The organism is Desmonostoc muscorum LEGE 12446 (assembly GCF_015207005.2).
In the GTDB taxonomy this organism is placed as follows: domain Bacteria; phylum Cyanobacteriota; class Cyanobacteriia; order Cyanobacteriales; family Nostocaceae; genus Nostoc; species Nostoc muscorum.
This window is the reverse complement of the sequence record NZ_JADEXS020000001.1, coordinates 8165146-8191935: the sequence shown is the minus strand read 5'-3', so window position 1 is coordinate 8191935 and position 26790 is coordinate 8165146. Positions and strand designations below refer to the sequence as shown.

3 protein-coding genes are annotated in these 26790 nt (G+C 47.3%); 2 read left to right on the top strand and 1 reads right to left on the bottom strand.

All coding sequences use genetic code 11. The features are described from left to right. Positions 1-52 precede the first annotated feature (52 nt). Entirely contained in the window at positions 53-2695 is a 2643-nt protein-coding gene (locus IQ276_RS33650) for an MASE1 domain-containing protein (protein ID WP_193913272.1), read from the bottom strand. A 397-nt stretch (positions 2696-3092) separates the two neighbouring features. Between IQ276_RS33650 and IQ276_RS40465 the strand changes: the two genes are divergently transcribed. Together IQ276_RS40465 and IQ276_RS33645 are read left to right on the top strand one after the other, a co-directional pair. Continuing rightward, the gene (locus IQ276_RS40465) at positions 3093-3218 is read left to right on the top strand and encodes a hypothetical protein (protein ID WP_255264371.1); all 126 of its coding nucleotides are present in this window, start codon (positions 3093-3095) and stop codon (positions 3216-3218) included. Positions 3219-4422: 1204 nt separating this feature from the next. Then, complete coding sequence (locus IQ276_RS33645; protein ID WP_193913274.1) at positions 4423-26784, top strand: DUF4347 domain-containing protein; 22362 nt, start codon at positions 4423-4425, stop codon at positions 26782-26784. Positions 26785-26790 lie beyond the last annotated feature (6 nt).

Genomic DNA, 26790 nt, shown 5'->3' with positions numbered 1-26790 from the left:
AGAAATCAGATATGAGTCCTATACTTTATGAGGTGTTATGATGTAGGCGAGATTATGAGGCTGCTGTAGCTAAAACTTCTGATATTGCTTGAAATAATCTCTCTGTTTCTACAGGCTTAACTAAGTGTATTTGAAATCCGGCAGCTAATGCTTGTTTTTGGTTAATTTCTCCAGCATAAGCTGTGAGTGCGATCGCTGGGATTTTCCCTCCTTTTTCTAACGGCATAGCTCGAATTAATCGCATCAGCATATAACCATCTATTCCGGGCATACCAATATCACTCAATAGTAAATCTACTTGAGTTTTGGCTAAGATTTCTAAAGCCTCACCTGCTGATGCAACTGCTGTCACTTTTGCTCTTGATTGTGCCAATATGTAGGTGAGAAATTCACCTGTATCTACATCATCATCTACCACTAATATATGCAACCCTGGCAAACTTAAAGCATTATTGGATTGTCGGATTTTTGGTGTTATTTGACCCCTATCAGGCATGAATGGTAATCTGACTGTAAATGTTGCCCCCATGCCTTCTCCTGCACTGTCTACTTTCACAGTACCACCATGTAATTCTGTCAGATGCTTAACAATAGCTAGCCCTAAACCTAGCCCTCCAAATTGTCTTGTGGTTGTGCCATCTGCTTGACGGAAATAATCAAATACATAGGGGAGAAATTCTGGGCTAATACCTTTACCATTATCTTGAACTTGAACTTGGGCATAGCTATTAACTTGTTCTAATATGATTTTTATCTTTCCGGCTGAAGGAGTGAATTTAACGGCATTAGAAAGCAGGTTCCAGATAATTTGCTGTAAACGACCTGCATCACCTGCAACCATGCCGATGTTATGGTTTAGTACAGTTTCCAGACTAATGTTTTTAGCTTCAATTGCTAGTCTTACAGTTTCCTTGGCTTCTTCAATAGTGTTAGCTAAATTCACAGGCTGGATATTTAAAGTCATTTTCCCCTGTTGGATGCGGGAGACATCTAATAAGTCCTCAATTAGTTGAATTTGTAATTTAGCATTGCGCTCAATAGTTTCTATCCCCCGTATTTTTGTAGCTTCTTCCAAATTATTCTTTTTCAGCAGGGTTGCCCAACCCAAAATCGGGTTCAGAGGAGTACGCAATTCATGGGAAAGAACTGCTAAAAATTCATCTTTTAAACGATTGGCTTTTTCTGCTTCACTTCTAGCAATCTGCTCACGCATGAGCAGATATTCACGTTCTTGTTCTACCTGTTTGCGTTCAGTGATATCTCTAAAAAATATCCCCAGTCCATCTTCAGCAGGGTAAGCGTGAATTTCCAACCACATATCCCACGGTGCGTATAATACCTGAAAATGAACCGGGATATTTTCACAGAGCGATCGCTGATATTCTCGCTCAAACTCTGTACCTCTAGCCCCAGTCCACTGTTCCCAGTAGTTTTTACCAATCAAGTCTGCTGATGCTAAATTATGAATTTTTGCTGCTTGGCGATTAGCGTAGGTAATCTCCCAATCCTGATTCACGGCAATAAAAGCATCAGTCATGCTTGACAAAATATTACTCAAACTGTTGCGGAGGGCTTGTTCGCGCTTGAGTAATTCATCTTTTTCTTGGTGGGATTTTTCTAAGGAAGTATTGGTTTGCGCCAGTGATTCATTGAGTTGGATGAGTTGTTCTGATAATTCAGCACGGGCTTGATATTCCCCCAGTCTGACTCTTTCTACAGCCAACTCTACTTGAATTTTTGACCTTTCTGTAATGGCAATGCCCACTAATAAACTAACAATACACTGTACCAATAAACTCAACTTGTGAACGTGCAGCACTTGTGCCTCTACGGGAAACGTGGGCAAGGACATAGCGTTGGGGTACGCAACTAGATAAGAGAACAATGTCACCAGTACACAAAAACTGGCGGTTAACATCCCACAGGTGACACCAAAGCGAGTTGCAGCCCAAATTACAGGCACAAAACTCAAAAAAGATAATTGCTGAAATCTAAAGCCATTCTGATCAGTTTCGGCAACAGTGAGGGTTGCTATTGCTACAGAAATCAGTATTATAGTGCTGAATTCTAGTATAAAGCGACGGGAAGGTGGAAAATTAGGCGAAACAAATGAAGAGTTTAATGGTTCAGCACTTAATAACCAGCCCTGAGATTGGAGATAAGGGGTGATGACTAACAAGGCAGTAGGTGCAATGGCCATGACTCCCATTGCATTGCCTAACCACCAATGGGGAATATTAGTACCTAAGCTGCTAATGGGCATTTTACCTATTGCGGCAAAAGTTAAGTTACCAATGATCGCCAAAGTAGCACTGGCAATCAGAGGTACACTGACAATAAAAAGGGCAGCATCTTTGAGGGTATTTAGTGTTCGAGAACCTCTCCAAAAACGACGGTAAAGCAACCAAGCAACTAGAGGTTCTATGATATCCGCCAAAGCACTTAATCGCTCCCAACCATGAAACCCCCAAGCGGGGGACATCAAAAAAGATGCTAGTCCGGTGAGAATAATACCAAAAGGGCCAAACCAGAAAGTTAAGGAGATCGCTACCCCTGATGGGGGGAACCACAGCGAGACTCCAGGCTGAATGCGGTAAATCAATGCCATCCCATGAGCGACGATCAGGGCAAGTAAGCCCAAAAGTGAAATCATCAGCCATCGACGCATCGTGGCAATTTTCCTGGAGTCTATCATGCGTTGCTCCCATCAAGGTGTGCTGTGTGCTTGATCTGACGCAGTTACAAATTTGCCAATGGTCTCAATCTGTAATTGGCTGGGAAGTAATTTTTCCCTCTTCTAGAGTTGCATATATGCATATATAATTTCTTCGACTATACGCCTTATGTGAGTTAGGGTAGCGAAAAAGAAGGGGAAACCACAAGATAAAGGTAACGACACCAAAGCTTGAGGTCTCTCAATGAATATGGTAGACGGTTCAACCCTGTTGACAACAATTTTTGTGCTAGTAAGCTGTCGCGCCTACAAGTTGCATTATCATCTTTTAGGTAAAACCTGCAAACCTCTCCTCTGCTCCTCTGCCCCTCTGCCCCTCTGCTGCCTCAAAGTGCAAATTAAAAGCACAACAGCTTAGATGACTGGTATCAGGAAAAAGGCTATCGTTTTTGCCGCTAAAATTACCAGTCATACTCTGCGTCTTTTTCTGCATCAGCGTTTTGGTATTGATGTCCTTACTTTTAAACAGCATCCTGTGGCTTAATTCACATAAGGTGTCTTTATGTATCCTCAACTAATTTTCTCATGATTTGAAGAATACTTCACACAGTCGATTGCTGTTACTAATCTCAGCCGTCCCTTCTGGGTACACCACTGCTTTATAGTACAGAAATACTATAAAATAGCGATCGCACTGTGCCAGCTGCCTAAGTCCTGAATCAGTGGCTAAGATGCTTGCTGGGCTAAGCTTTCAGCCTTGCTGTACAATAAATTTCCCGTTTTGGTACGGTGATGCCAAGTCCGCTTAATTACTCAACAGAATCTCAGATTGGAAATGACACCATTTAAACAGTTTTTTGCAGTTTATTAAATTGCTAATTTTTATCCAAGAGGATTAGCACAATTACATTTCTACCAGACCAGTCCTAGTTTTTACAACATAACTGAATTTTTTCGTCTTCTGAAAATAGTTGATTTTTAGTTAAGCGAAGATTAAGTCTATATTAATTTAGGTTACAAAAAATTCAAAGTTCTGATTCGGCAAGGGAAAGATGCTAATTAGATATGGAAATTGCCAGAAAAAGAAAATTTTATAAAATTTTCAATGCTGTAGTTTTTTAAAATATCTATCTATGGTATGTTGAATTTGAAAAGTAATTACCGCAATTGAGCAGTTATTTCGACAAACTAGCCAATCTTAGCCGATAGTGGGATTTTGAACATTATTGGAAGTTAAAGGTGTAGCTAGATTTCCATAGGTAACTGCAACGCAATGATAATTGCTTGATTGTGCATTGGTGAGAATTTTATTGTTACTGATGCAATTTTTTAATGAACATAGCTTTTAGTTAAGCGATAATACGGCTGATTTCAGTGTTGATATTCCCTATTACCTATCCTCTCTCTGCCTTTTCCTAATTCTGTTTTAACAGAAGAAGGAAGTGGCAAAATTATTCTGTGCAAAAGTTTTAAACTTCTCTGCTCTGAAGATCCAAAAATCTAAGCAGAGGGAGATTTTGACTGCAATTTTTTCAGCACAGAGGTTTGAAGAACAAAGAGTTTGAGCGTCAGCTTCCAGGACTGAGGCTCTTCAAACTAGTGGTTAGGAGTTACATTCAATCACAATTTCCTCTAAGAGCAAGATGTGTCTCAAATTGAAATTAATTTCAATTTGAGCTAGTTACGTGTGACTGATATTCATGATGCTAATGCTGCAATATTTTGCACTTTAAATAACTGAAACTAATATGACTATTCCAGACGAAAGTAACTCCATCCCTTCAGTAAACGGAAATCTAGGAAATGTAGCTGATGGTCTGAATCCTCAGGCTGATTTTCAAGGATTAAACCAAATTGTTGCTCCTATTAATTCTCAAGAACACCAACTTTTACCTTTACTTCCTCCTTTTACAGATATTCCCATTGTCAAACTAGATCCAGATGCGGGAAAAGGATTATTTCCAGTATCTTTCAGTGATGGAAACTTAGATAAAAACTCAAATATTGAAGTTACAAATACAAATATTGATTCACTAACGGGTCAAATTGCTGGTAGTTCGGTAATTGGAACCAATCTTCAAGAATTAGTTTTTATAGATTCTTCCAGTGTTGAGGATTATCAAACTTTAATCGCCGGGGTAGACCCGAATGCAGAAGTTATCTTCCTGGATGGAACACAGGATGGAGTGCATCAAATCAGCGAAGCCTTAGCACAACATCAAGGAATATCTGCCGTTCATATTGTTTCTCATGGTAGTTCTGGGACTTTACAACTTGGTTCTTCCTTTTTGAGCTTGGACACACTTGATGATTACACAAGTGATTTAACAGCATGGGCGAATGCGCTGACTCCAGATGCAGACTTGGTTCTCTATGGGTGTGATGTCGCAGCAGGTAATGAAGGCTCGGCTTTTATAGAGCAATTGAGTAATTTGACAACAGCTGATGTTGCAGCCTCCACAGACTTAACAGGAAATGCTGCTCTGGGTGGTGACTGGGATTTGGAAGCGACAACTGGGAATATTGAAGCCTCAGGAGTCTTTTCAAATCAGGCGATCGCATCTTATAAAACAATCCTAGCGTCGCTCTCAGGCAATGTTAGTGGAGTTAACACCTTTTTTGAAGATGTCACCATCACAGGTAATGTCACCCTGACTAATGATGTAGTGCTAGATCTCGGATCGGAATTAAATACTAAGCTGACGCTGGATGAGAACTTCAAGATTTCAGGAGATAGTACGGGTTCCCGCGACAATTTGACTATCACAGCTAATGAAGTCAGTATCAAAGGTTTTATTGGTGGTGGCGGTTTCCAAAATCTGACGATCAATGCAAGCAAGATCAGTATTTTGGATAACGCCTTTATCACAACACGGGTAATTGCTGACGAGTCCAACCGCAACAATTTTGAAACTGCTGAATCAACAGACAATTCCGGTGCGATTACACTGAATGCGCCGGTGATTGAAATTAAGAAAGAATCCGCAACAGCAAATATTCAACCGAAACTGCTGGCTCATGTCTTAGACACTGACACCGAAACAGCCGGTGTTGTCAAACTAAACGCCGAAAACACATCACTGCGATTGACTGTCCTTGCTTGGGGCGGCTCGGATCGAAAGTCCAGTATTAATGTAGACAATGCTACTCTTAAAGGCTCTGAAGTTTCACTACTAGCAACATCTAAAGACGATAATCCCTTTGCCCAGGCTCCTGCTTGGGTGCAGAAAGCGATTATTGCACCCTTCGTAGAAGCACCGTTGTATCAGTTGCAAAATTTACTGCTTCCGGTTTCGATCCAGGTGGCGAATTCTACTGCTGGGGTGACGGTTAATAATAGTGCGATCGCCGGAAGTAGCAAAGTTACCATTGGTTCAACTGCGATCGCAGATGGTAGCGTCCAGGCGATTACCACAATCAATACTATCAATCCTCTCAGCCGCGTTGCCATTGCTTATGGTCGGGCAGTGGGCGATGCTCAAACTATGATTAAGGGCAACACCACCATTACATCCGGTGGTGATGTCAGCATTACCTCCAAAGGCCAAACCAATGCTAAAGTTAGCGCCACGGTTTTCGGCAACGTCAATGAGTTCTTTGATACCCCGGCAAATTTAAATGAAGGAGGAGGTTCGCTGGCGTTTGCCAATACAGTCACAACCTCAAAAGCAACTTTAGATAGTGGTTCTTCGATTACAGCAGGCGGCAACGTGACTGTTGACGCCAATGGCAAAGTTGCTAGTGAAGCCAAGGCCATTACTGCCATTTTCATCAATGGCACCGCCAGTCTCGGATTTGGTGTCAACTGGGATAATACAACTATTGAAAGTACCGTTAATGGTAATATCACCGCTGCTGGTTCCACAGTCGGTAAGACAATCGATCTGTCCCAAGTAGATGCTTCCAAAGACACAATCAAGAGTACAAAGCATGGATTAACGACTGGCGATCAAATCGTCTACAGCAGCGGTGGGGGCACCAAAATTGCTGGTCTGAATGATGGAGATACCTACACCGTCTTGGTTGTTGATGAAGATACTTTCAAATTGACCAAAGGGTTAGCTCTTGATATCGACAACACAGGACTGAATAGTGGTGTCTTGCATAGTTTTAGCCCCCAAGATGGCATAGAATTTGACCCCTCCACAGCCATTAATACCGACAATGAAACTATCACCTTCACTAACGATCATGGCTTGACCACTGGCCAACAGGTAACTTATTTTACCGATGGAGATAGTGATGAAGCTGGTTACTTAACAAACCAAGGTGAGTATTACGCGATCGTTGTTGACGATAAAACCATCAAGCTAGCATCAACCCTTGACAGGGCAGCCGAGGGATTAGCAGACATTACATTTGAGCCAGGAGCGCTAGGAACTCAAGCCCGGAAATTTGACCCGGCTGCGGCAATTGATACTGGTGCTGACAAGTTCACTCTGAATAATCACGGACTGAGGACGGGTCAAGAGGTTATTTACTTCAAAGATCCCACAGGCACAAAGATTAATTCCCTGACCGATCGCGGTCGTTATTACGCCATTTATGTAGATGCCAACACCTTCAAGCTAGCTTCTACAGAACAAAAGGCAATTCAAGGCGATGCAGACATTGTATTTGAGAGCGGTGCTTTGGGTACGGGTAGCAATCACTCGCTCAACCCAGTTTCCGATGCTGTGAAGTTTAATCCAACTACAGCCATCGACCCTGCTACAGACAAGGTTACCGTTGTCAATCACGGCTTTAAGACTGGTCAGGAGATAACCTACACCAGCGACCCCGCAGGAACTGCGATCGCTTCCCTCACCAGCGGTACTAAGTACTACGTCATTGTGGTAGATAGCAACACATTCCAGTTAGCCACTACTGCCGAGAAAGCAAACCAAAATCAGCCAGACATCGACTTCGTGAGTGGGGCTTTAGGAACAGGTGCTAATCATCTGTTTACCCCAACCTCAGCACATTTGTTCAACTTCCTGAAGTTAGATCGAGAACAAAAAACCTTTAATGCTTCCGCAACAAGCGTTGTCAACCTTGCCAATAGTGAAATTACCATTGCCAACCACGGTTTTGCTACAGGTGAGGTAGTCAATTATCTGGCGGGTTCGGGAGGTACGGCGATCGGTGGTTTGACCAGCGGCCGGGGCTACTTTGCAATTGTGTTGGATGACAACAGAATTCAGTTAGCCAATACCTTTGGTGATGCTCAGAAGGGCAATAAGGTGACATTTAGTAGTTTGGGAACTGGTACTGCCCACTCCTTTACTTACGCCGAAAGTCCGATTCAATTTGACCCCACAGATAACGCAATTGTTAATAGCGATAAGAACACCTTTAAGATTGCCAATCACGGTTTCCAAACCGGAGATTCAATCTTCTATCAAGTTGACCCCACATTCTCCACAATAGAAAATCTGCCCGTTAGCCTATCCTTTGAACCGGGAGCCAACAAGGATGTCGATTTTGCTAACGATACCATTACCGTCGCTAACCACGGTTTGGTCACAGGAGATAAAGTAACCTACCAAATTGGCTTTTTGGGCGAGAAAGCGAAAGCCATTGATGGATTGCAAGTAAATCAAGACTACTGGGTAATCAAAGTTGATGCCAACACAGTTAAGTTAGCGACATCCCAGGCAAATGCCTTAAGTAATACCGCTATCAACATAGAGACACCCACTCTGCAAACAGGAGAAGAACTAGGCACGATACACAACCTGGCTGTATTGCGCCCAGTTAAGGCTTATGACACAGCTATTGATGGTTTAGAAGACAGCACTTATTACCATGTGGTTGTCATCGACAAAGATACAATTCAGCTGACAGAATCTTTACCAGAAGCCATTAATGCCACGCCGATTGAGATTGACGCAAGTTCGGCAACAGGTACAGCACATACCTACAAGCGTCCCAATGAAACTCAGGGGATCTCGGTAATCGCCAATTTAGAAGAAGCCAGCGACAAAGCCTTTTCTAAAGGAGCGCTTGGTTCCAATCCCAAGATTCGGGATTTCCTGGCAAATCCAGTGGCATTAGGCTCAATTGCCCCCGAAATATTTCAGCCAGCTGCAACCAAGGATTTGCTCAAAGGTAAAAATTTCAATGACCAACAAGGTACAGAAATTAAGAGCCGCTTTCAAGGACTGGATGCACAGGGAACAAACACTCTATCTGTGGGTGTGGGATTGGGTTTAAATATCTTTAAACATGAAGTCACAGCCAAGGTGGGTAGCACGGCGGTGCTGAGCTCTGGAACCAATGTAACTGTTGCTGCCTCGGCAAAACAAAAGTTTCAGACCTTTGCTGATTCCTCAACTGGGAAAGACGAGGCGGGGTTGGCGATCGGAGTTTCCGTGGGACTGGGATTCTATACTAATACAGTCCGGGCGATCGTTGATGATGGAGCGACCATCGATGCGGCGGGCAAACTGGAAGTGACATCTAAAGTCATTTATCCATTTTTGTTCGATTACCAAAAAGATTTTAATTTCAAAGACGATCCGATAAATGCAACTGGTAATTTGGGTGTGCTGCTTGTGGATGTTCTCTTCAGTGGTAACTTAGGCATTCCCAATCGCATGTTCAATACCTTTATAACCACCAAGAACAAAGGTAAGAAATCAACAGAAGCGGACTTCATTAAAGAAACAGACCCTGTAAAGAAAGCAAAAATCGTTCCAGGGCAAATCTTAGGCGGTGATTTTGGACTTGCCTTCTCAGGTTCATTCTCTTTGTACAACAACACCTCGGAAGCCATCATTGGCAAGGGTGCGAAGATTAACCAGACTGTCGCAAAACGAACTCAATTCCAGTCTGTGCTTGTGGATGCCAAAACCGATATGACACTGGTGAATGGAGCAGGCATCCTCAATTTAGATTTAGCTGTTGACCCACTTGACAAGAGTCGGATCTTTTCTAAGAAGAAGGGAGATCCAACAGAGGCATTTAATATTTTTGGCAACCGCTCTAAAAATGGCTTGGGTGTCTCCTTGCTGGTGGAAATTATGAATAACACCACAACCGCTAGAATTGAAGATGGGGCATTCATCCACACAGGGGCGTTAGGCGATACGGGCATTGTTGAGGACAATAAGAAGAAAGCCCTGTTGGTGAGAGCCAAAGAAGATATTTTCTCCTTTGACCTAGTTCAATCTGGTGGTGATGCTGAAGGATTTGGGTTTAGTGGTAGTGCTGTGGGATTGGGACAAACCAGTAAGACCATTGCCCAAATTGAAAGCGGCGCTACCATTACAGGTGGGGCGATTGGGATTAAAGCTGAAAGTAATAATACCCGAATTAATGTTGTTGGCTCGGTGCAAGCAACCGAAAGTATCGGAGTCGGTTTAACTGTTGGTGTTAACTCCATTGGTCGCACCACCAAAGCAATTCTTGGTAAAGACCAGGATGATGCTACTCAAGTACTAAACAATGGCTCGATTAATGTCACTGGCGACATTGATATCAAAGCCAAGAATACAGGCAATCTCTGGGTATTCTCTGTGGCTGGTTCCAGCAGTGCCGATAATCCTGTAGAAGACAATGCTGAAGATTACGGCGTTAATGTTTCTGGAAACGTGGCTGTGAATGTCGTAGATGACACCGCTCAGGCTTACATCAATGACACTGGCACAATCCAAGCATCAGATAATATTTCGCTGAATGCGATTAATGACACTTATATCGGTGCTTTCTCTGGTGGTTATGCGATCGGCACTGGTAGCCAAAAGTCACCAAATCTCGGTTTGTTTGGCTCATTTAGCTATAACCAAGTTAAACAAAATACCCTAGCTTTTATTTCCGGTGCGACTACACAAGCAGACGATATTACACTCAAAACCGATGAAGATTCCCGGATTATCGCTGGTTCAGTCGGTTTAGCTGGTTCTAAAACCACAAACCCAGATGGCAGCTTCTCAGCAAATGTTGCAGGTTCCGTGTCGCTAAACTTCATTGAAAACACCACTGAAGCTTATTTGAAGAATGCCACAGTGAATGCCAGAGGTGACTTGAAACTGATAGCAGATGATACCTCTGAGATTTACGCCATTGGTGGAGCTTTTGGGTTTGGTATTGCCACCTTAGGCGGAGGAAACACAACTGCTGTCACATTTGGCTTCTCGGCGGCGAGAAACGACATTACAAATACAGTCCGGTCTTACATTGACAATTCAAAAGTTAATCAAAGCGTCTCTGCTTCTGGTGGCGTTGAACTGAGCGCAATCGCCCAATCAAAGATTTTTGCCCTGACTATTGGCGGTAGCTTAGCTGGTACTGCTGGCGCAACCAGTAGCATCAGTGTGGCAGGAGCCGGAGCCGGTTCGGGGAATACAGTGCTTAATACTGTTGCTGCCTTCATCGAAAACGGCAGTGTTGTTGCTAACAAGAACAGTACCAAATCCCTGAAACTGTTTGCTCAAGACAATTCTGAGATTGAAGCCGATGCAGGTGGTTTTGGATTCGCCTTCGCCTTTGGCGGTCAAACTGGCGGGGCTGGTTCTGTGGGAGTGTCGGCATCCATCAACAAGATTGGCAAGCGCGATCGAGCCAATACAGTCAAAGCATACATTGATAACTCTACAGTTTCCTCCTTGAGCGGTGTTGAGGTAACAGCGACATCAACAGCAAATATCAGGGCGCTGTCGATGGGAGGCTCTGTATCGGGCGCTGGTAGTGCTACAGGTTTAGCGGGTGCCTTTGCAGGTGCGGGTGCTGGCTCTGGTAATATTATTGTCTCCGAAATTGAGGCGGCAATCAAAAATGGTGCAACTGTTAATACCAGTGGAAATGTCAAACTTTCTGCAACTGACAAATCCACAATTAAGGCAGATGCCGGAGGCGTGGCCATTGGTGTGGCTCTAGGTTCAACCACTGGTGCTGCCCTGACCTTTGGAGCTGCGATCGCCGAAAATGACATCGATAATACAGTCAAGGCGACAATTAATCGCTCTAACGTCACAGCTTCGGGTAGTGTAGAAGTCACTGCCAAGTCTACTGCCAAGATTAATGCTTTAACCATCGCAGGCACTATCTCCGGCGCCAGCGGTCAAACAGCTTTAGCTGCGTCTGGTGCTGGGGCTGGCTCGGATAACACCATTAACAACACCATCGAAGCCTCCATCGCCAATGATGCCAGTGTCAACGCCGCAGGAGACATTAACATTACGGCAATTGATAACGCCGCCATCAAGGCAGATGCGGGTGGTGTGGCGATCGCCGCTGCCTTAGGTAAAGATACAAATGGTGCTGTATCGGTTGGAGCATCCTTCGCTGCCAATAAAATTGGACAATCCACAGATTACATTACCTTTGACGGTTCCAGTACTGTGGCGGTGGATGTGACCAATGACAAGATTAACTTTGCAAATCACAATTTGACTACCGGGCAACGGGTGAAGTACTCCCGTGGCGCTGGGACTGCCATAGGTGGATTGACCGAGGGGCAGGACTATTATGCGATCGTGGTAGATGATAACAACATCAAGCTAGCGACGAGCGAGGCAAATGCTACCAATGGCGTGGCTATCAACCTGACTGCTGTGGGAACTGGCAGCGGTCACACTTTAACCTTTACGGAAAATCCCCATCGAGTTAGTGCCATAATTGATGATGCTAAAGCGACCTCCACAGCTGGTGATGTCAACGTCACGGCGAGATCCTCGGCGGATGAGGCAATTACGTTTAATGCCTCCAGTGCAGATGTTGTGAATTTGGCAAATAACACGATTGCTATACAAGACCACGGGTTCACCACAGGGCAAAAAGTAAAATATGCCAATGGTGGCTCTGCAATTGGTGGATTAAGTGGACAACAAGATTATTACGTAATCGTAGTCAACACTAATACAATCAAGCTGGCGACAAGTGAAGCAAATGCGAAAAATGGAATAGCCATTGATTTGACTTCTCTTGGCTCAGGGTCACACTCTTTTAGCTTTACTCAAAACGCTAGCATTCAAGCGTTGACCATTGGCGGTGCTATTTCTGGGGCTGTTGGTCAGCAAGGGTTAGCCGCCTCTGGGGCTGGAGCCGGTTCAGATAACGCTGTGAATAAAACCATTGAAGCGGTGATTCGCAACGGGGCAGATGTCAAAGCCAATGGAGCTGTTAATTTAACTGCTACAGACACCACCAACATTACAGCAGATGCCGGTGGTGTAGCCGTAGCTGTGAGTATCGGCAAAGACTTTAGTACCGCCTTGAGCGTTGGAGCATCCCAGTCTACTAACAAGATTTCTAACACCGTTAAAGCATCCATTGACAATGCCAAAGTAGAATCCACTGCTGATGCAATTAATCTCACAGCCAACTCCACAGCGAAGATTGACGCCCTGACCATTGCTGGGGCGATTTCTGCTAGTGCAGGTCAATCACTGTTGAGTGCTTCTGGTGCTGGAACTTCGTCCACCAACACCATTGGCAACACAATTGAGGCGTCGATTAAGAATAATGCTGACGTAGACGCCAGTGGAGCAGTTTCATTAACAGCCACCGATAATTCCACCATTGTCGCCGATGCTGGTGGTGTGGCAGTGGCTCTGGGATTGAGTAGCCAACCCAACAACGTGGCTATTTCTGTGGGAGCTGCCTTAGCAACCAACACCACGAGCAACACTACCAAGGCGACAATTGATACTTCTCCAGTAGTGGCTAATAGCGTGGCGTTGAGTGCGAACTCCACAGCAAATATTGACGCCTTGACTCTGGGTGCGGCTTTATCAGGTGCAACTGGATCTGGTGGTGGAGTTACGGGTTCTGGTGCTGGTTCTAGTTCCAATAACACCATTAGTAACAACATCGAAGCATCGATTAACAATAGCAATAACGTCACAGCAAATACTGGCAGTGTGACGCTATCGGCAACTGACACTTCTACTGTTAATGCCGATGCAGGTGGAGTAGCAGTAGCCCTGGCTGGTGGGGCGAGTGGTGGTACTGCTGTTTCTGTGGGTGCAGCGATCGCCATTAATACCATCGACAACACCATCAAAGCAACCATTGACAAATCAACAGTTAATGCGTCTACTGGTGTCGGTTTGACAGCAACATCCACCGCAGATATCGATGCCTTGGCGGTCGCTGGCAGTTTATCAGCCGCAGGTGGTAGTGGCGGTGGTTTAGCTGGTTCTGGTGCTGGTTCCCAGACGACCAACACCATCAGCAACGCAATTGAAGCATCGATTCAGGATACAGCCAATGTGACTGTGACCAATCCTGGCAAGGTCAAGCTAACTGCAATAGATGACTCCACAATTGTCGCCGATGCTGGTGGTGTGGCGATCGCCGTTGGCGCCGGTTCTGGTGGTGGTATTTCCCTTGCCGTTGGTGCTTCCTTAGCTAATAACACCATCGATAATACTGTTGAGGCATACGTAGATAACTCCACTGTCACCACGCCTGGTAATGTGGAACTCAGTGCAACCTCCACCGCAGATATCGATGCCTTGGCTCTGGCTGGGGCTGGAGCTGTGGGTGTTGGTGGTTCTGCTGGCGTTGCCTTGGCGGGGGCTGGAGTTGGGTCTTACAACACAATTGATAATACGATCGCCGCATCAATTCGCAACAGCAGTAATGTCACCACCACTAATAACGGTACTGTTAAGTTAACCACAACTGATACCTCCATTATTAATGCCAACGCTGGCGGCGGTAGCGTCGCCATTTCCGGTGGTAGTGGCGCGGGATCGGTGGCTGTTGGCGCATCAATCGCTGAGAATACCATTAACAACGGCGTTAAAGCTTATATTGATAAATCAACAGTGACATCTGCGGGCAGTGTTGAACTAGCAGCCAAATCTACTCAATCTATCACCGCATTGTCTGTGGCTGTTTCCGTGGCTGGGGCAATTTCTCAAGTCAGTTTTGCGGCAGCAGGTTCAGGAGCTAGCGCCAAGAACAAGACAACTAACCAAATTTCTGCCTATATCACGGGTGGTAGTCAAATTAACGCCAATGGAGCCATTAACCTTTCAGCATTGGATTCTGCCACAATCAAGTCTGATGTTGGTTCTGGGGCGTTGTCCTTCGCCGTGGCAGGGGCTTCAGTCGGTGTTTCCTTAAGTGAAAATACCATTGGCAACAAGGTTAAAGCATACATTGATGGCGCAAATGTCACCTCGACAACGGGTGGTATTACAGCGATCGCTAACTCAACTGGAAATATCACAGCCTTTTCCATAGCGACCTCGGTCGCACTGGCCATCGGTGGTGCTGGTGCTGGCGCCAATTCCACATCGAAGGCGCAAGGCAGCACGGAGGCGTACATCGGTAAAGCCGCAGATGGTACTTCCACGGGTAACACCACCATCACCGCCGCCAATGGCACGATTCAGGTGCAAGCCAACTCGAAAGTAACAGCCAAAGCCGATACCCGTGTGGGTGTAGGTGGATTGGTTGCTGTGGGTGGTATGGTGGCGAAGTCGGAAGATACCCAAGCAACTCTGGCTTATATTGGCAATGACGCGACCATTAAACAGGCAGGAGCGATCGCCATCAACGCTGAAAGCACAGATGTTGTCACTGCTGATATGCTGGCGGGTGCAGGTAGCGTCTTGGCAAATGTCAACGTCATCGATGCCACAGTTAAAGTCAATCCCCAAGTTAGTGCATATATTGGGAACAACGTCAAGACAGAAAACAAAGTCTCTGGCAATGTCACAGTAGCAGCCAAGTCAGTCCGGGCAGAAGGAGACGCCACCGCTCGCAGTTACGGCGGTAGCATTGGCGCTAACGTGAGTGCGGCTACGGTGAATACCACCATTTCACCGGAAGTCACCAGTTACATCGGCACAGGTTCGACCATCCAGGCTCAGGGCAATATCGGCGTTAAGGCCGAGGCGGCATCCGACGGAAATGGTACACCGCCAACGGATCTCTTCACACCAGCGACGGCGGTTGACTTGACCCAAGACACAATTGACTTTGGTTATGAATTGCCTGATGGTACTGTCGTCACTTATGATGCACCAGATGTGGCGATCGGCGGATTGCAGGAATTCATCACTGGGCCGGGAAATCAACAACAGCGACGGGAATACAACGTTTTGGCAACGACCGCCGTCACCGTTAAGCAACTGGTATTTACCGACGCTGGCAGTGCAGATACCATCAGCCGCAGCGATGGTAAACAATGGTCAGCAGACGGCTTCCGCGTTGGACAACGCATCGTCATCTCAGGGTTGACGAAGAATGAAGGCACATATACCATTGCTGCGATTAACGGCACAACGCTGACATTGAGTAGTGGGGATCAACTAGAAACGGAAACGGCAAGCAATATAGCCGTTAAGCCCCTCTCCATCCGTTTGGGATCGTCCTTTAACGCAGCCAAGATTAATGCACAAAAAGATACCATTACCTTCGACGGCCCGCATAACTTCCAGACTGGAGATGTAGTTCGGTATCGCAGTGGCAGCAATGCCGATGTTGGTGGCTTGAATGAAACCCAACTTTACTATGTCCGCAAAATTGATGACACCACCATTAAGTTAGCAAGCACTTTAGCCCAGGCGACAACAGCACCTTTATCCTTCAGCCCAGCAACGAACGTCAGCGGTAGTACGTTGACCATCACAAATAACGATCCAAATAACAACTTCAGCAACGGACAGGTTGTTACCTACCGCGCTCCTTCAGCCAAGCAATTCAGTAGCAGCTTAGTGGATGTGTCTGTTGTCGAAAACAACGGCGATCGCCAACTAGGGATAGACAGTAACAATAACATTCAAAATGTACCGGAAGGAAACAACATCTTCCTAGAAAATCACGGTTTTACCACGGGTGAAGCCGTCATCTATCGCAAGCAGGGCAACGGAGCTGTTATCGGCAATCTCGTTGATGGCGGTACTTACTATGTAATTGTGAAAAACGCCGACGAAATCCAGTTGGCAGCAAGCAAGGCCGAAGCAACAGGCAGCGATAGTGGAACGCCTAACGATACCAGCGATGACATTGCGGTAAAAGCGATCGACTTAATACCCGCGAAGACTGCCGCCGCAGACCAAAACGTTATCCACACCTTGATTCGAGCCACCGACAAGCCGATTACTGGTCTGCAAGATGGTGTGAGTTATTACGTCGTCAACGCCAACCAAAGCGCTGGCACCTTCCAACTGGCGGCAACTGCCAACGGCACTGCCATCACTCTGAATGCTGCTGGTATCACAGGAACTCACTTCATCGGCACAGAAGGCGTTGATTTGTCTGGTGTCGCAACAGGAAACCATACACTGCACATCGATCTCAGTTCCCAGCCTGCTGGACAGCATCAGCTCTTGGGCGCTGGTGGTACACCCTTCAGCCAGCTTTTACCGACATCCGGCGATGGCAAGTCCTCAACAACGGTGGTGAGTGCTGGTGGTTCTTTGGCAGATGTGGCAGTTCCAACATCTGTTGCGGAGTCAAAACCAACAGTTAAAGCTTACATTGCTGCCACAAAGATAGACGCTGGTGGAGATGTGGCAATTCTTTCCTCATCTGCCGGAGATATTTCCACCTTGGCAGACAACCGGGCGGGTGGTGCCATCCAAATAGGTGTTGTGCGGGCGAAGGTGACACGAGGAGCAACTACAACCGCCTTTGTCGGTCAGGAAAGTGGTGATGCTACGAATGTGGCAATTACAGCAGGCGGTAACTTTGAACTCTCGGCCACCTCCGACAATATAGTGAGTGTTAGCGCCACTGCCGAAGGCGGCGGTGCCATCTCAGCGGCGGTTGCTGATACCTCAACCCAGGTTGACTATAAGACTCAGGCAAAGGTGGGACAAAATGCCAACATTACCGCTGGCAACTTGGTAAATATTCACACAGACGCCGCAACTACCGCCTCAAGCAACTCTAAAGCCCTAGCGGTTGCTATTGGTGCTGGTGCTGATGCCGATAAAGAAGATGATAGCAATTTCCCTGGTGGTGTAAGAGTTGGTAAATCCACAGGGGCAATTTCCGAGGTGGAAATTGGTCAAGGAGCGATTGTGACTGGCGAGGCGGTTGACATCGATGCCAAAGTGTCGCGGATGAAAGCCACTGCCACAGCTGAGACTTTAGCCGTTAGCCCAATTCTTTTGGGAGTTGCCACAGCCTTCTCAGATGCAGAGATTGATATTGATTCTGATGCCAATGTGGCGATTAAGAGCAATGCCCAGATTGCAGGCAACCAGGGTGTTGACATTCGAGCTAGTCATGGCGACCAAGGCGACTCTAATACCGAGAACACCGATAATTTTGAAATCAAGCGCAAAGCCGGACGCTTGGCAGTGGCACTGATACCACCGCAAGAAGCGCGGGCGCTGGGCACAGATAATATCTCTAGTACAGTCAACGCCGAAGCAGGGGCAAAAATCTCTGCGGGAGCCAGAGGCAGCGATAGTCAGTTAGAGGACAAGAACAAAGACGATTTGGCACTGTTCGTAGAAACCTTTAACGCACCTTTGGAAAGGTCGGTTGGTTCCGTTGACACATCAGACCGCTACTTTGACAAGAATCAATCCAGCGAGGTGCAAACTCGGCAGGTAACTTGGAATTCTGACGTTGAGATTCTTGGTGTTCCCAATCCGGTGTTAGAGGTTGATGCCAGCGGTAACATTACCAAGGCAGTGAATGTGTCGGTGAATAGCGGTCAAACCACAGGGGCGATATCTGGTAATATTTCTGTTGATAATATCCAAAACAGGGGAACTGCTGAGGTATTGTTTGAGGCAGTGAATGGCACGATTCAAGGAACTCAAGGTACTTTTGATTTCCTGGATACATTTAAATCAGTCAAAATCACCAATAAATCCTCCAAGCAGCTAACCGTCAATAACATTGATGTTGTCAACCGCACTGGTCAACCAAAGGTAGGACTCACTGCCACAGATGTAACCCTCAACTTTAATATTCAGCGCAGTGTTGCACCAACTTTGGTGGATATCCAAAACTTGAGCGCATCTAATATTACGCTCAATGGTTTGATTGAGAACCCCATCGGCAAAACAAGCATTCTCAATCAGGGCGGTAATATTTTAGCTGGTACTTCGCAAACCGTTCGCACCAATATTTTCAAAGTTGATGCCACAGATAAGAGTATCGGTGAGATTACCACAAATGGTACCGTTAACAATCGAGTGAATGTGGAACTGGTGCAGAGTCCCAATCGCGCTTCGCAGATTTTTGTGAATGCCAAGGACGATATTTCACTCAGCTTAAAAGGTCGTCTGCGGGATGCGGCTGTCTCGGACTTCACAATTAACATCGATCCGCTGGTTGCTGGCGGTGACATCGACCTGTTGCTGCAAGACAGCGTTAAAGAAACCACGGTTGGCAAAGTCGGCGGTATCACCGTTGATGCCACTAACGAACCAGCCAGCCAACACCCCGATCCTTATTACAACTTCTTCAGACCGGATGCAGGCGCACGTAAAGACCAAGATGTTGGTGTTTTTGCTACCATCCCAAGTGCGATCGCCAGCACCTATCGCTTTGCTACCAGAGATGCCAATGGCAATCCCACAAACGATCCTTCAATCACGGCTGGCGGTAACATTGTAGTTAAGAAAGCCGCAGATGCAAATACCCGAATTAATATCGTTGGCATCACGGATCTGTTGGGTAGTGGTCGCGTTGATTTTGAGACAAATGGCTCAGTTAATATTACTGAAAAAACAGGCGACCTGCGGGTGGGATCGATTGTTTCCTTTGACGATGATGTTACTTTGACAGCTTTGGGTTCGATTGTCGATGTCCTCAACGATGCAGCAAGTGATGTCACGGGTGAAAATATCACTTTAACAGCCCAGAATGGCGGCATTGGCTCCAGCACTAACTTCTTAGAAATCGACTCCTCTAACCCCAATGCAGGAGCTCTCAATGCTACCGCTCCTCAGGACATCTTCATCACAGAGACAAATGGTGACTTGAATGTTGACAAAGTAACATCCACAGCAGGTGATGTTACCTTAACTACCCGCACTGGCTCCATTTTAGACTCCCGCAGCGACAGCGACAGTAATATTGACGCTGCTAACATTGACCTGCAAGCCATTGGCGGCGGTATTGGCACAAGTGATGATGACCTGGAAATCAACTCTTCCACCTCAGCAACCGGGTGCTTAGTGGCGAAGGCAGACGGCAACATTTACCTGACGGAGACCGCTGGGGCATTAAACGTACTATCCACAGAATCGGTAGATGGTGATGTGCGGCTAACAGTGAATGAAACATCAGCCCAAGGTGAAGACCTGAATTTACTGGCAAGCGGTGAAAATTCTGTAGGCACGTCAATTCCCAAAGGACGCATCGCCGCCGCCAAATCAGTCAACCTGCGAGTCGGTGACAACGTTACCACCACAGACAACAGCGAAATCGTTGCTGGCGACAACATTACCATTCAGGTAGATTACTTAAACGCCGATGCTGGTTTCGGCTCGGTGATGGATTTGCGAGGCACTATTCAATCGGGTGCAGATGTCACCGATAAGACACAAATCTTCGGTAACACGGATGCCGATAGTTTCGTCTTCAACCAGACGTTCCTCAAAGGACAGACCAATGTCTTCGGTAGCGCAAGTACTACCACTGGGGCAAACGATGGCGAAGACCAGTTCACCGTCAACCAACTCCAGTCCATGACGACATCGAGGGGCGGTAAGCGCGATACCCTCAACCTGGATGGACAGGCTGACACAGATACTTACACTATTAACACCACTGGCAGCCAAGGCGATCGCCGAGATTACATCATCAACGCCCTAGATACAGGAGCGAAAGATGATGGAGTCGATACGCTGACAATCAACGGTGCAGACAGCAACGCCAACGGTGCTAACGATCCAGTTGATGATATCTTCCTGCTGCGGGGCATGAATTCTATTCCTGGGGAAACAGCGGATTCTCCCGCCTTCGTCGCCCTACTGCATGGCACGCTAGGACAGACGCAAACCCCCAGCAATCTAGCCAGCATTCGCCCACAAGAACTACAGCGCATCAACTACGATGCCAACATTAACGGACGGCTTAACGTCTACGGCTTGGGTGGTAACGACTTCTTCGCTAGCGACGACAACAGCGCCATCACCTCCCTAGATGGTGGCAAAGGCAACGACCAATTCCAAATCGGGCAGCTATATGGTAGCGATCGCACCACTGCAATTGGTAATCTGGCTCCCAGCGATGTCTTCAATACCGTCAGAACTACCCGTGGCTTCCTCAGCCAAGGCAATAGCTTCTCCACAGTTGTTCAAGGCGGCACAGGCGATGATACCTTCTCCGTTTACGCCAACAAGGCAGACCTCCGTTTAGAAGGGGATGCAGGCAATGACCAATTTGTCATCCGTGCCTTTGCCCTGGCCGATGAAAATGGTAACCCACTGGTTGGCGACTTCTCCACCAACGGCAATGTCGATGTGAAGACGGGCAGCGGCGATGACCAAGTACAGTACAACATCAACGCCCCAGTTTCCATTGACGGTGGTACTGGGTTCGATAAAGTGGTTGTCCTGGGTACGGAGTTCGCCGATAACTTTGTAATTTCGGAAGACGGTATCTTTGGTGCTGGCGTCAACGTCAAGTTTAACGGCGTGGAAGTCGTTGAAATCGATGGTTTAGAAGGAGATGATAATTTCTTTGTCACTGGTACTCCCTTCGGCATCGCTACCCGAATTATTGGCGGACTGGGTAGTGACAACGTGAATGTCGGGGGTGATGTTAACCAAAGCATCACTACTCAAGAAACTGAAGGACAGAGCAGTGTAATTAACCACAAAGTAAGCTCTGCAACGGATACAGGCTATGACAAGCTGCTAGCTCCGGGTATTGACCTCAACGTTGCTAACCAGCAACAAGGGGCGGTAGTGATTCAGCAAGCTGGTGGCGAGACGGTTGTCCGCGAAGGTGGATCTGTTGGTCAATACACAGTGCGCCTAGCCCAGGCACCGACTGAACGAGTTTACGTTACCGTATCTGCTGCCCTGTCGGCATCGGAAGAAGCAGCCCAAGGAGCCGATTCTCTTTTAGTTTCTCAAGATGCAAACAACTTCCGGCGCACAGTGCTGCGTAATGGCGTTCCCGAAGTTGTAGATAACCGCTCAGTTGTGTTGGTCTTTGACAGCACCAACTGGGATCAACAGCAGACGGTTTACGTGCTGGCGGATGACGACAATTTCGCCGAGAGCGAACGGGTAGTTACAGTCAGCCACAGCGTCGCCAGCCAAGATGCCACCTTCAATAAAGCAGCGGTGAAAAATGTCGAAGTGACGGTGTTGGACAATGACCAACCAGGCTTGATTATCAACGAAAGTAATGGCGGCACACTGGTACTGGAGGGAGATGCCACAACAGGTATTACTGATACCTACACCGTGCAACTGACAAAAGCTCCGGCTGCTGGTAAGACGGTGACGGTGACCCTAGCTAACGATGGACAAATTGCCCTATCGGCAGCTAATCCCGCAGACACGCGCTTCTCGGCAGCAAATAAATCTATCACCTTCAACGAAACTAATTGGAATACACCGTTTACCGTTAAGGTTTCGGCAACCCAAGACGTTGCGCCAGAGGATGCCAAGATTTCAGCGATTACTCACAAGGTTACTAGTACAGATAGTACATTTGTGGTGAGCGATCGCTTATTAGATGTCGAAGTCTTAGACGATGAAACACCGGGCGTAATAGTCACGGAGACTGACGGCTCTACCCTGCTAATTAAAGGTGATGGCACGCCAGCAAACCCAGGAGTGGGCGACACCTACACCGTTCGCCTGACCAAGGCACCTGTTGGGCAAGTCACCATTGACCTGCTAAATGATGGGCAAGCTACTACAACCCCCACTTCCCTCACCTTCAACGAGACCAACTGGTTCCAGCCGCAGACAGTTACTGTCACCGCCAATCCCTCATTTGTTCCGACTCCAGGCACTCAAAAGCTGAAGCCGTTCCCAGCTCAGCCGCACCTGTTAAGCAACCTACGCGGGCCTTTGGAAGTCATTGGCGGTACGACTACAGTCAATCGTTCGCTGAATCCAGCCGTCATCTTGCCCAAGGAATTGAACGCGCCGCTGTTGGAAATTGGCGTTCAACCGCCTGAAGAACAGCAAATTGACACCCTGAATATCTTTGACGACTCCAGCCAAGAAGATAAAACAGGTGTACTCACTGCCACCAATCTATCCGGCTTCAACATGGCAGGGGATTTGACTTTCTCAGGCACCACCGCCTTTGGCGAGCCGAATGTCTTCAAGGGCGGCATTACCTACGGCGACTCGACAACGGGCAAATCCACCTTTGAAGTCCTCAACTTGTTGCTTGGCAGTGGCAACGACAACCTGACAATCGAGAGTACATTGAGTACCACCGCTACCCACGGCGGCATCACAACGGTTCACGGTGGTGGCAACCGCTACCTCACCAATCCGACCACTGGGGCATTCATCTTCGATGGTAACGGTCAAAAGATTGTCGGTGGCGACACAATTACTGTCAACGGTGGCGGTGGTTCAGCCTCTCCTTTGGTGGTTTATGGCGATACTTCTCAAGATGGCATCTGGTACAGCGGCAGCCCAGAAACCGTTACAGGTGCAGACTTTGGTCAGAAGCCCTTCGACCAAGTGGGTACTGCTAGCGATCGCTTCCTCTTCCCCCTAGCAAATTCCTTTGACCTGAGTGGCAACGATATCATTGATGCCCGCAATCTCTTCAAGACCATCCCAGCCGGACAACTTCCCAGTGTCGGTTTAACCGTCTACGGTGGTGCAGGCAATGACACGATTTACGGCTCTCAAACAGGCGACCATTTAGCAGGCGGTTCCGGCGATGACGCAATTTACGGACAGCGAGGAGCCGACCACATCTATGGTGATTCCGGTGTCAATGTTGACGTGATTACCCGCACGCTGACTATTCCCACAGCCAACAGTAGCACATTCCTCAACGCTGACAATCTTGTAGGCGGTAAGGACAAGATATTTGGTGATTTTGAACCTAACGCCACCGTAGTTGCAGGCAACCCAGGTGAGTTTGATGACCTGATATTCGGCGACCACGGGGAAATTACCCAAAATGTGGCTGCTAACGCTAAAATCCTCACCACCAGTCAAGTGTTAAAGCTGACAACCAAGGAGCCGAACAACGGTGACAGCGATGAAATCTCCGGGGAATTAGGCAACGACATCATTATCGGTGGTGCTGCTGGCGACAAGATTGTGGGTGGTGCTGACAATGACCTGGTATTTGGCGACCACGGACTAGTGGAAACGAATGTTCCCGGACAGGCAATTAACAGACAACTGCTGCCACTAAGCTTGCCAGTTGCCCAGCATCCATTCCGCTTTGAGTCAATTTTCACGCTCAATAGCTTTAATGGTGGCAATGACCTAATTTATGGCGACGATACCCTCCCACAGCAAACCGATGGTAAAGACATTATCCTTGGTCAACAAGGTGCAGATACCGTCTACGGCGGCGGTCAGGATGACGATATCGTTGGCGGACACAATGTAGCTGGCGGTAACGATGGCAATGACGTACTAGACGGTGGCACTGGTAATGATGTCATTGCTGGCGATAATGCTTCCATTCTCCGCCGAGGTGATGCCTTAAGTCCGCGTATCCGCGTCCTCAATGGTGAAGTTATCTACGATAGCAACGGCACTGCCCAGGTTACAGGTAGTCCCCAAGTCAATCCCACTGGCGTCGAAGAACGGCAAATTGTCCTGTTTGACCACTCCGACACCCCAGCAGCCAATACCTTTGGCAATGACAATATTGCAGGTGGCGCACAGGATGATGTGATTTTCGGTCAACTGGGCGACGATACGATTCAAGGTGACGCTTCAGTTGCAATTAACGCGAGTTCGACAACTGCATCCGTAGAAGATTTGGCTGGTGCTGGCACTGATGGCGATGACTACATTGAAGGCAACGGCGGCGGCGACCTAATTTTAGGAAATCTCGGACAAGACGACATTATCGGTGGCAGTTCTAGCCTGTTTAGCCTGACTGCACCAACCCAGCGACCCGACGGCGCTGACACCATCTTTGGTGGTGCAGGAACCGATATTGCCCGTAACGACCAAGGCGATACATCTGCCAACGGTCATGCCCGTGATGCTGACTACATCCTTGGCGATAACGGTAATATCCTGCGCTTGATTGGTAGCAACGGTCAATTCCTGAAATTTAACTATGACTTCTACGGTTCCCTGAAGGTGATTCCACGAGCGATTCAGTTGTTGGATTACACTCAAGGTGGTGCAGCTAGCGATCGCGGTACAGCCGACGTGGTACACGGTGAATCCGGCGACGACGTAATCCACGGTATGACAGGCAATGATGTCCTCTTTGGTGAAGCACAGGATGATGATATCTACGGCGGCACGGGAAGCGATCGCATTTACGCTGGTACTGGCGAAGACGGTGTGCTTGGGGATGATGGCAAAATCATTACCAGCCGCAACGGACTAACTGAAAGCCTCTACGGCGTTAATGCTATTAATGCCCAAACCCAAATCAGTCTACCTGGGCCATTTACAGGCGCGTGGCTTTTCATCACTGGTCGCTTGAACAAGACGGTGGATTTGGCAGCGTTAGAAAGTGGCGGCAATGATGTCATCTACGGTGGTCTGGGCGATGACTTCCTCCACGGTGGCGCAGGTGACGATGGCATTTCCGGTGCAGAAGCCCAAGCTGCTTTCTACAACAGTAATCCAGTTACTAACACCAACCCACTAGGCTACGACCCAGTAACCCGCAAGTTGGCAGCCTACGATGCCAACAATCCGCTCCAGAAAATTAATAACTTTTTCCTCAACTTTGATGCTGTTGATGCTGGTAACAATAAAATCAATGATGGTAAAGACCGGGTATTTGGCGATTTGGGTAACGATTGGCTAGTCGGTGGCACGCAGAATGACCGTTTGTTTGGTGGTTTTGGTGACGACTTGATGAACGCCGACGATAATCACGATACGGCTGGTGGTCTGAATAACCAACCCGATGCAGTAGAATTTGCCGATCGCGACTTTGCCTTCGGGGGCGGCGGACTAGATGTGCTGATTGCCAACACAGGCGGCGATCGCCTCTTCGACTGGCGCGGCGAGTTTAACAGCTACATAGTGCCATTTAGCGCCTTCGGTAACCCAACCGTTGTCCGCTCACCCTCGCCGCAAATTCAGCAGTTTTTACTGGATTTGGGCAAAGAAAGTGGAGCCGACCGCACCTTGAGCGAACCTAATGGCGAACTAGGTCTAGTCACACAACAAGACCCGCAATGGCAAGATCAAGGTGGTTCACCTCGTGACCCCCAACCTGGTAATACCCAAGCCAGACGCGATACCCAAGGCGGCCCCGAAGACGATCGCGCCACAGCTCTTCCATTAAATGGAGGTGGTAACACCAACCCACCAACCAACCCACCCACAAGTAGTAACGGTAACGATGTAACTGTAAATCAAGTTTTCGTTGCCCAAGACCCAACTAACTCTACCCAAAGCGCATTATTTATTGGTGGTGGTAACAGTAATGACAACATTGAGGTACGCCGTGGTAGCAGCGCTTCCATGATTCGCGTATTCGTCAACGGCACTGATAAAGGCGAATTTGCTAGAACCAGCAATGGCTCAACTATTGGTCGGATTATTATCTACGGCAACGCCGGGAATGATACCATCACGATCAATTCTGACCTTGACCCGATTACTACTGTCATCTACGGTGATGTCGGCAATGATACTATCCGTGGAGGCAATGGCTACAATGTGATCGATGGTGGCGATGGTAGCGATTTTATCTATGGTGGTACAGACAACGATATTTTGTTAGGTAGCTCTGGTCAAGATACTATCAACGCTGACAAGGGTGATGATATCCTCATTTCTGGCAAGTATAAATACTCCTCTGACTTGAATGCGATCGCTGCTCTATTAGCTGCCTGGTTACAGCCCGTCTCCTACTCCCAACGTATCACTAACCTGAAGAATGGCGTAGGCTTTGATAGTTTCTATGCACTCAATCCTGCTAATATCACTGATGACAATGTTGTAGACTCATTAACTGGTGACACTCTTGATGGTGTACAGGGTCAGGACTGGTTCCTTGTCTCTACCAACGATAATACTGACAAGAAAGGAAATGAAACAGTCAATTAGATTTTC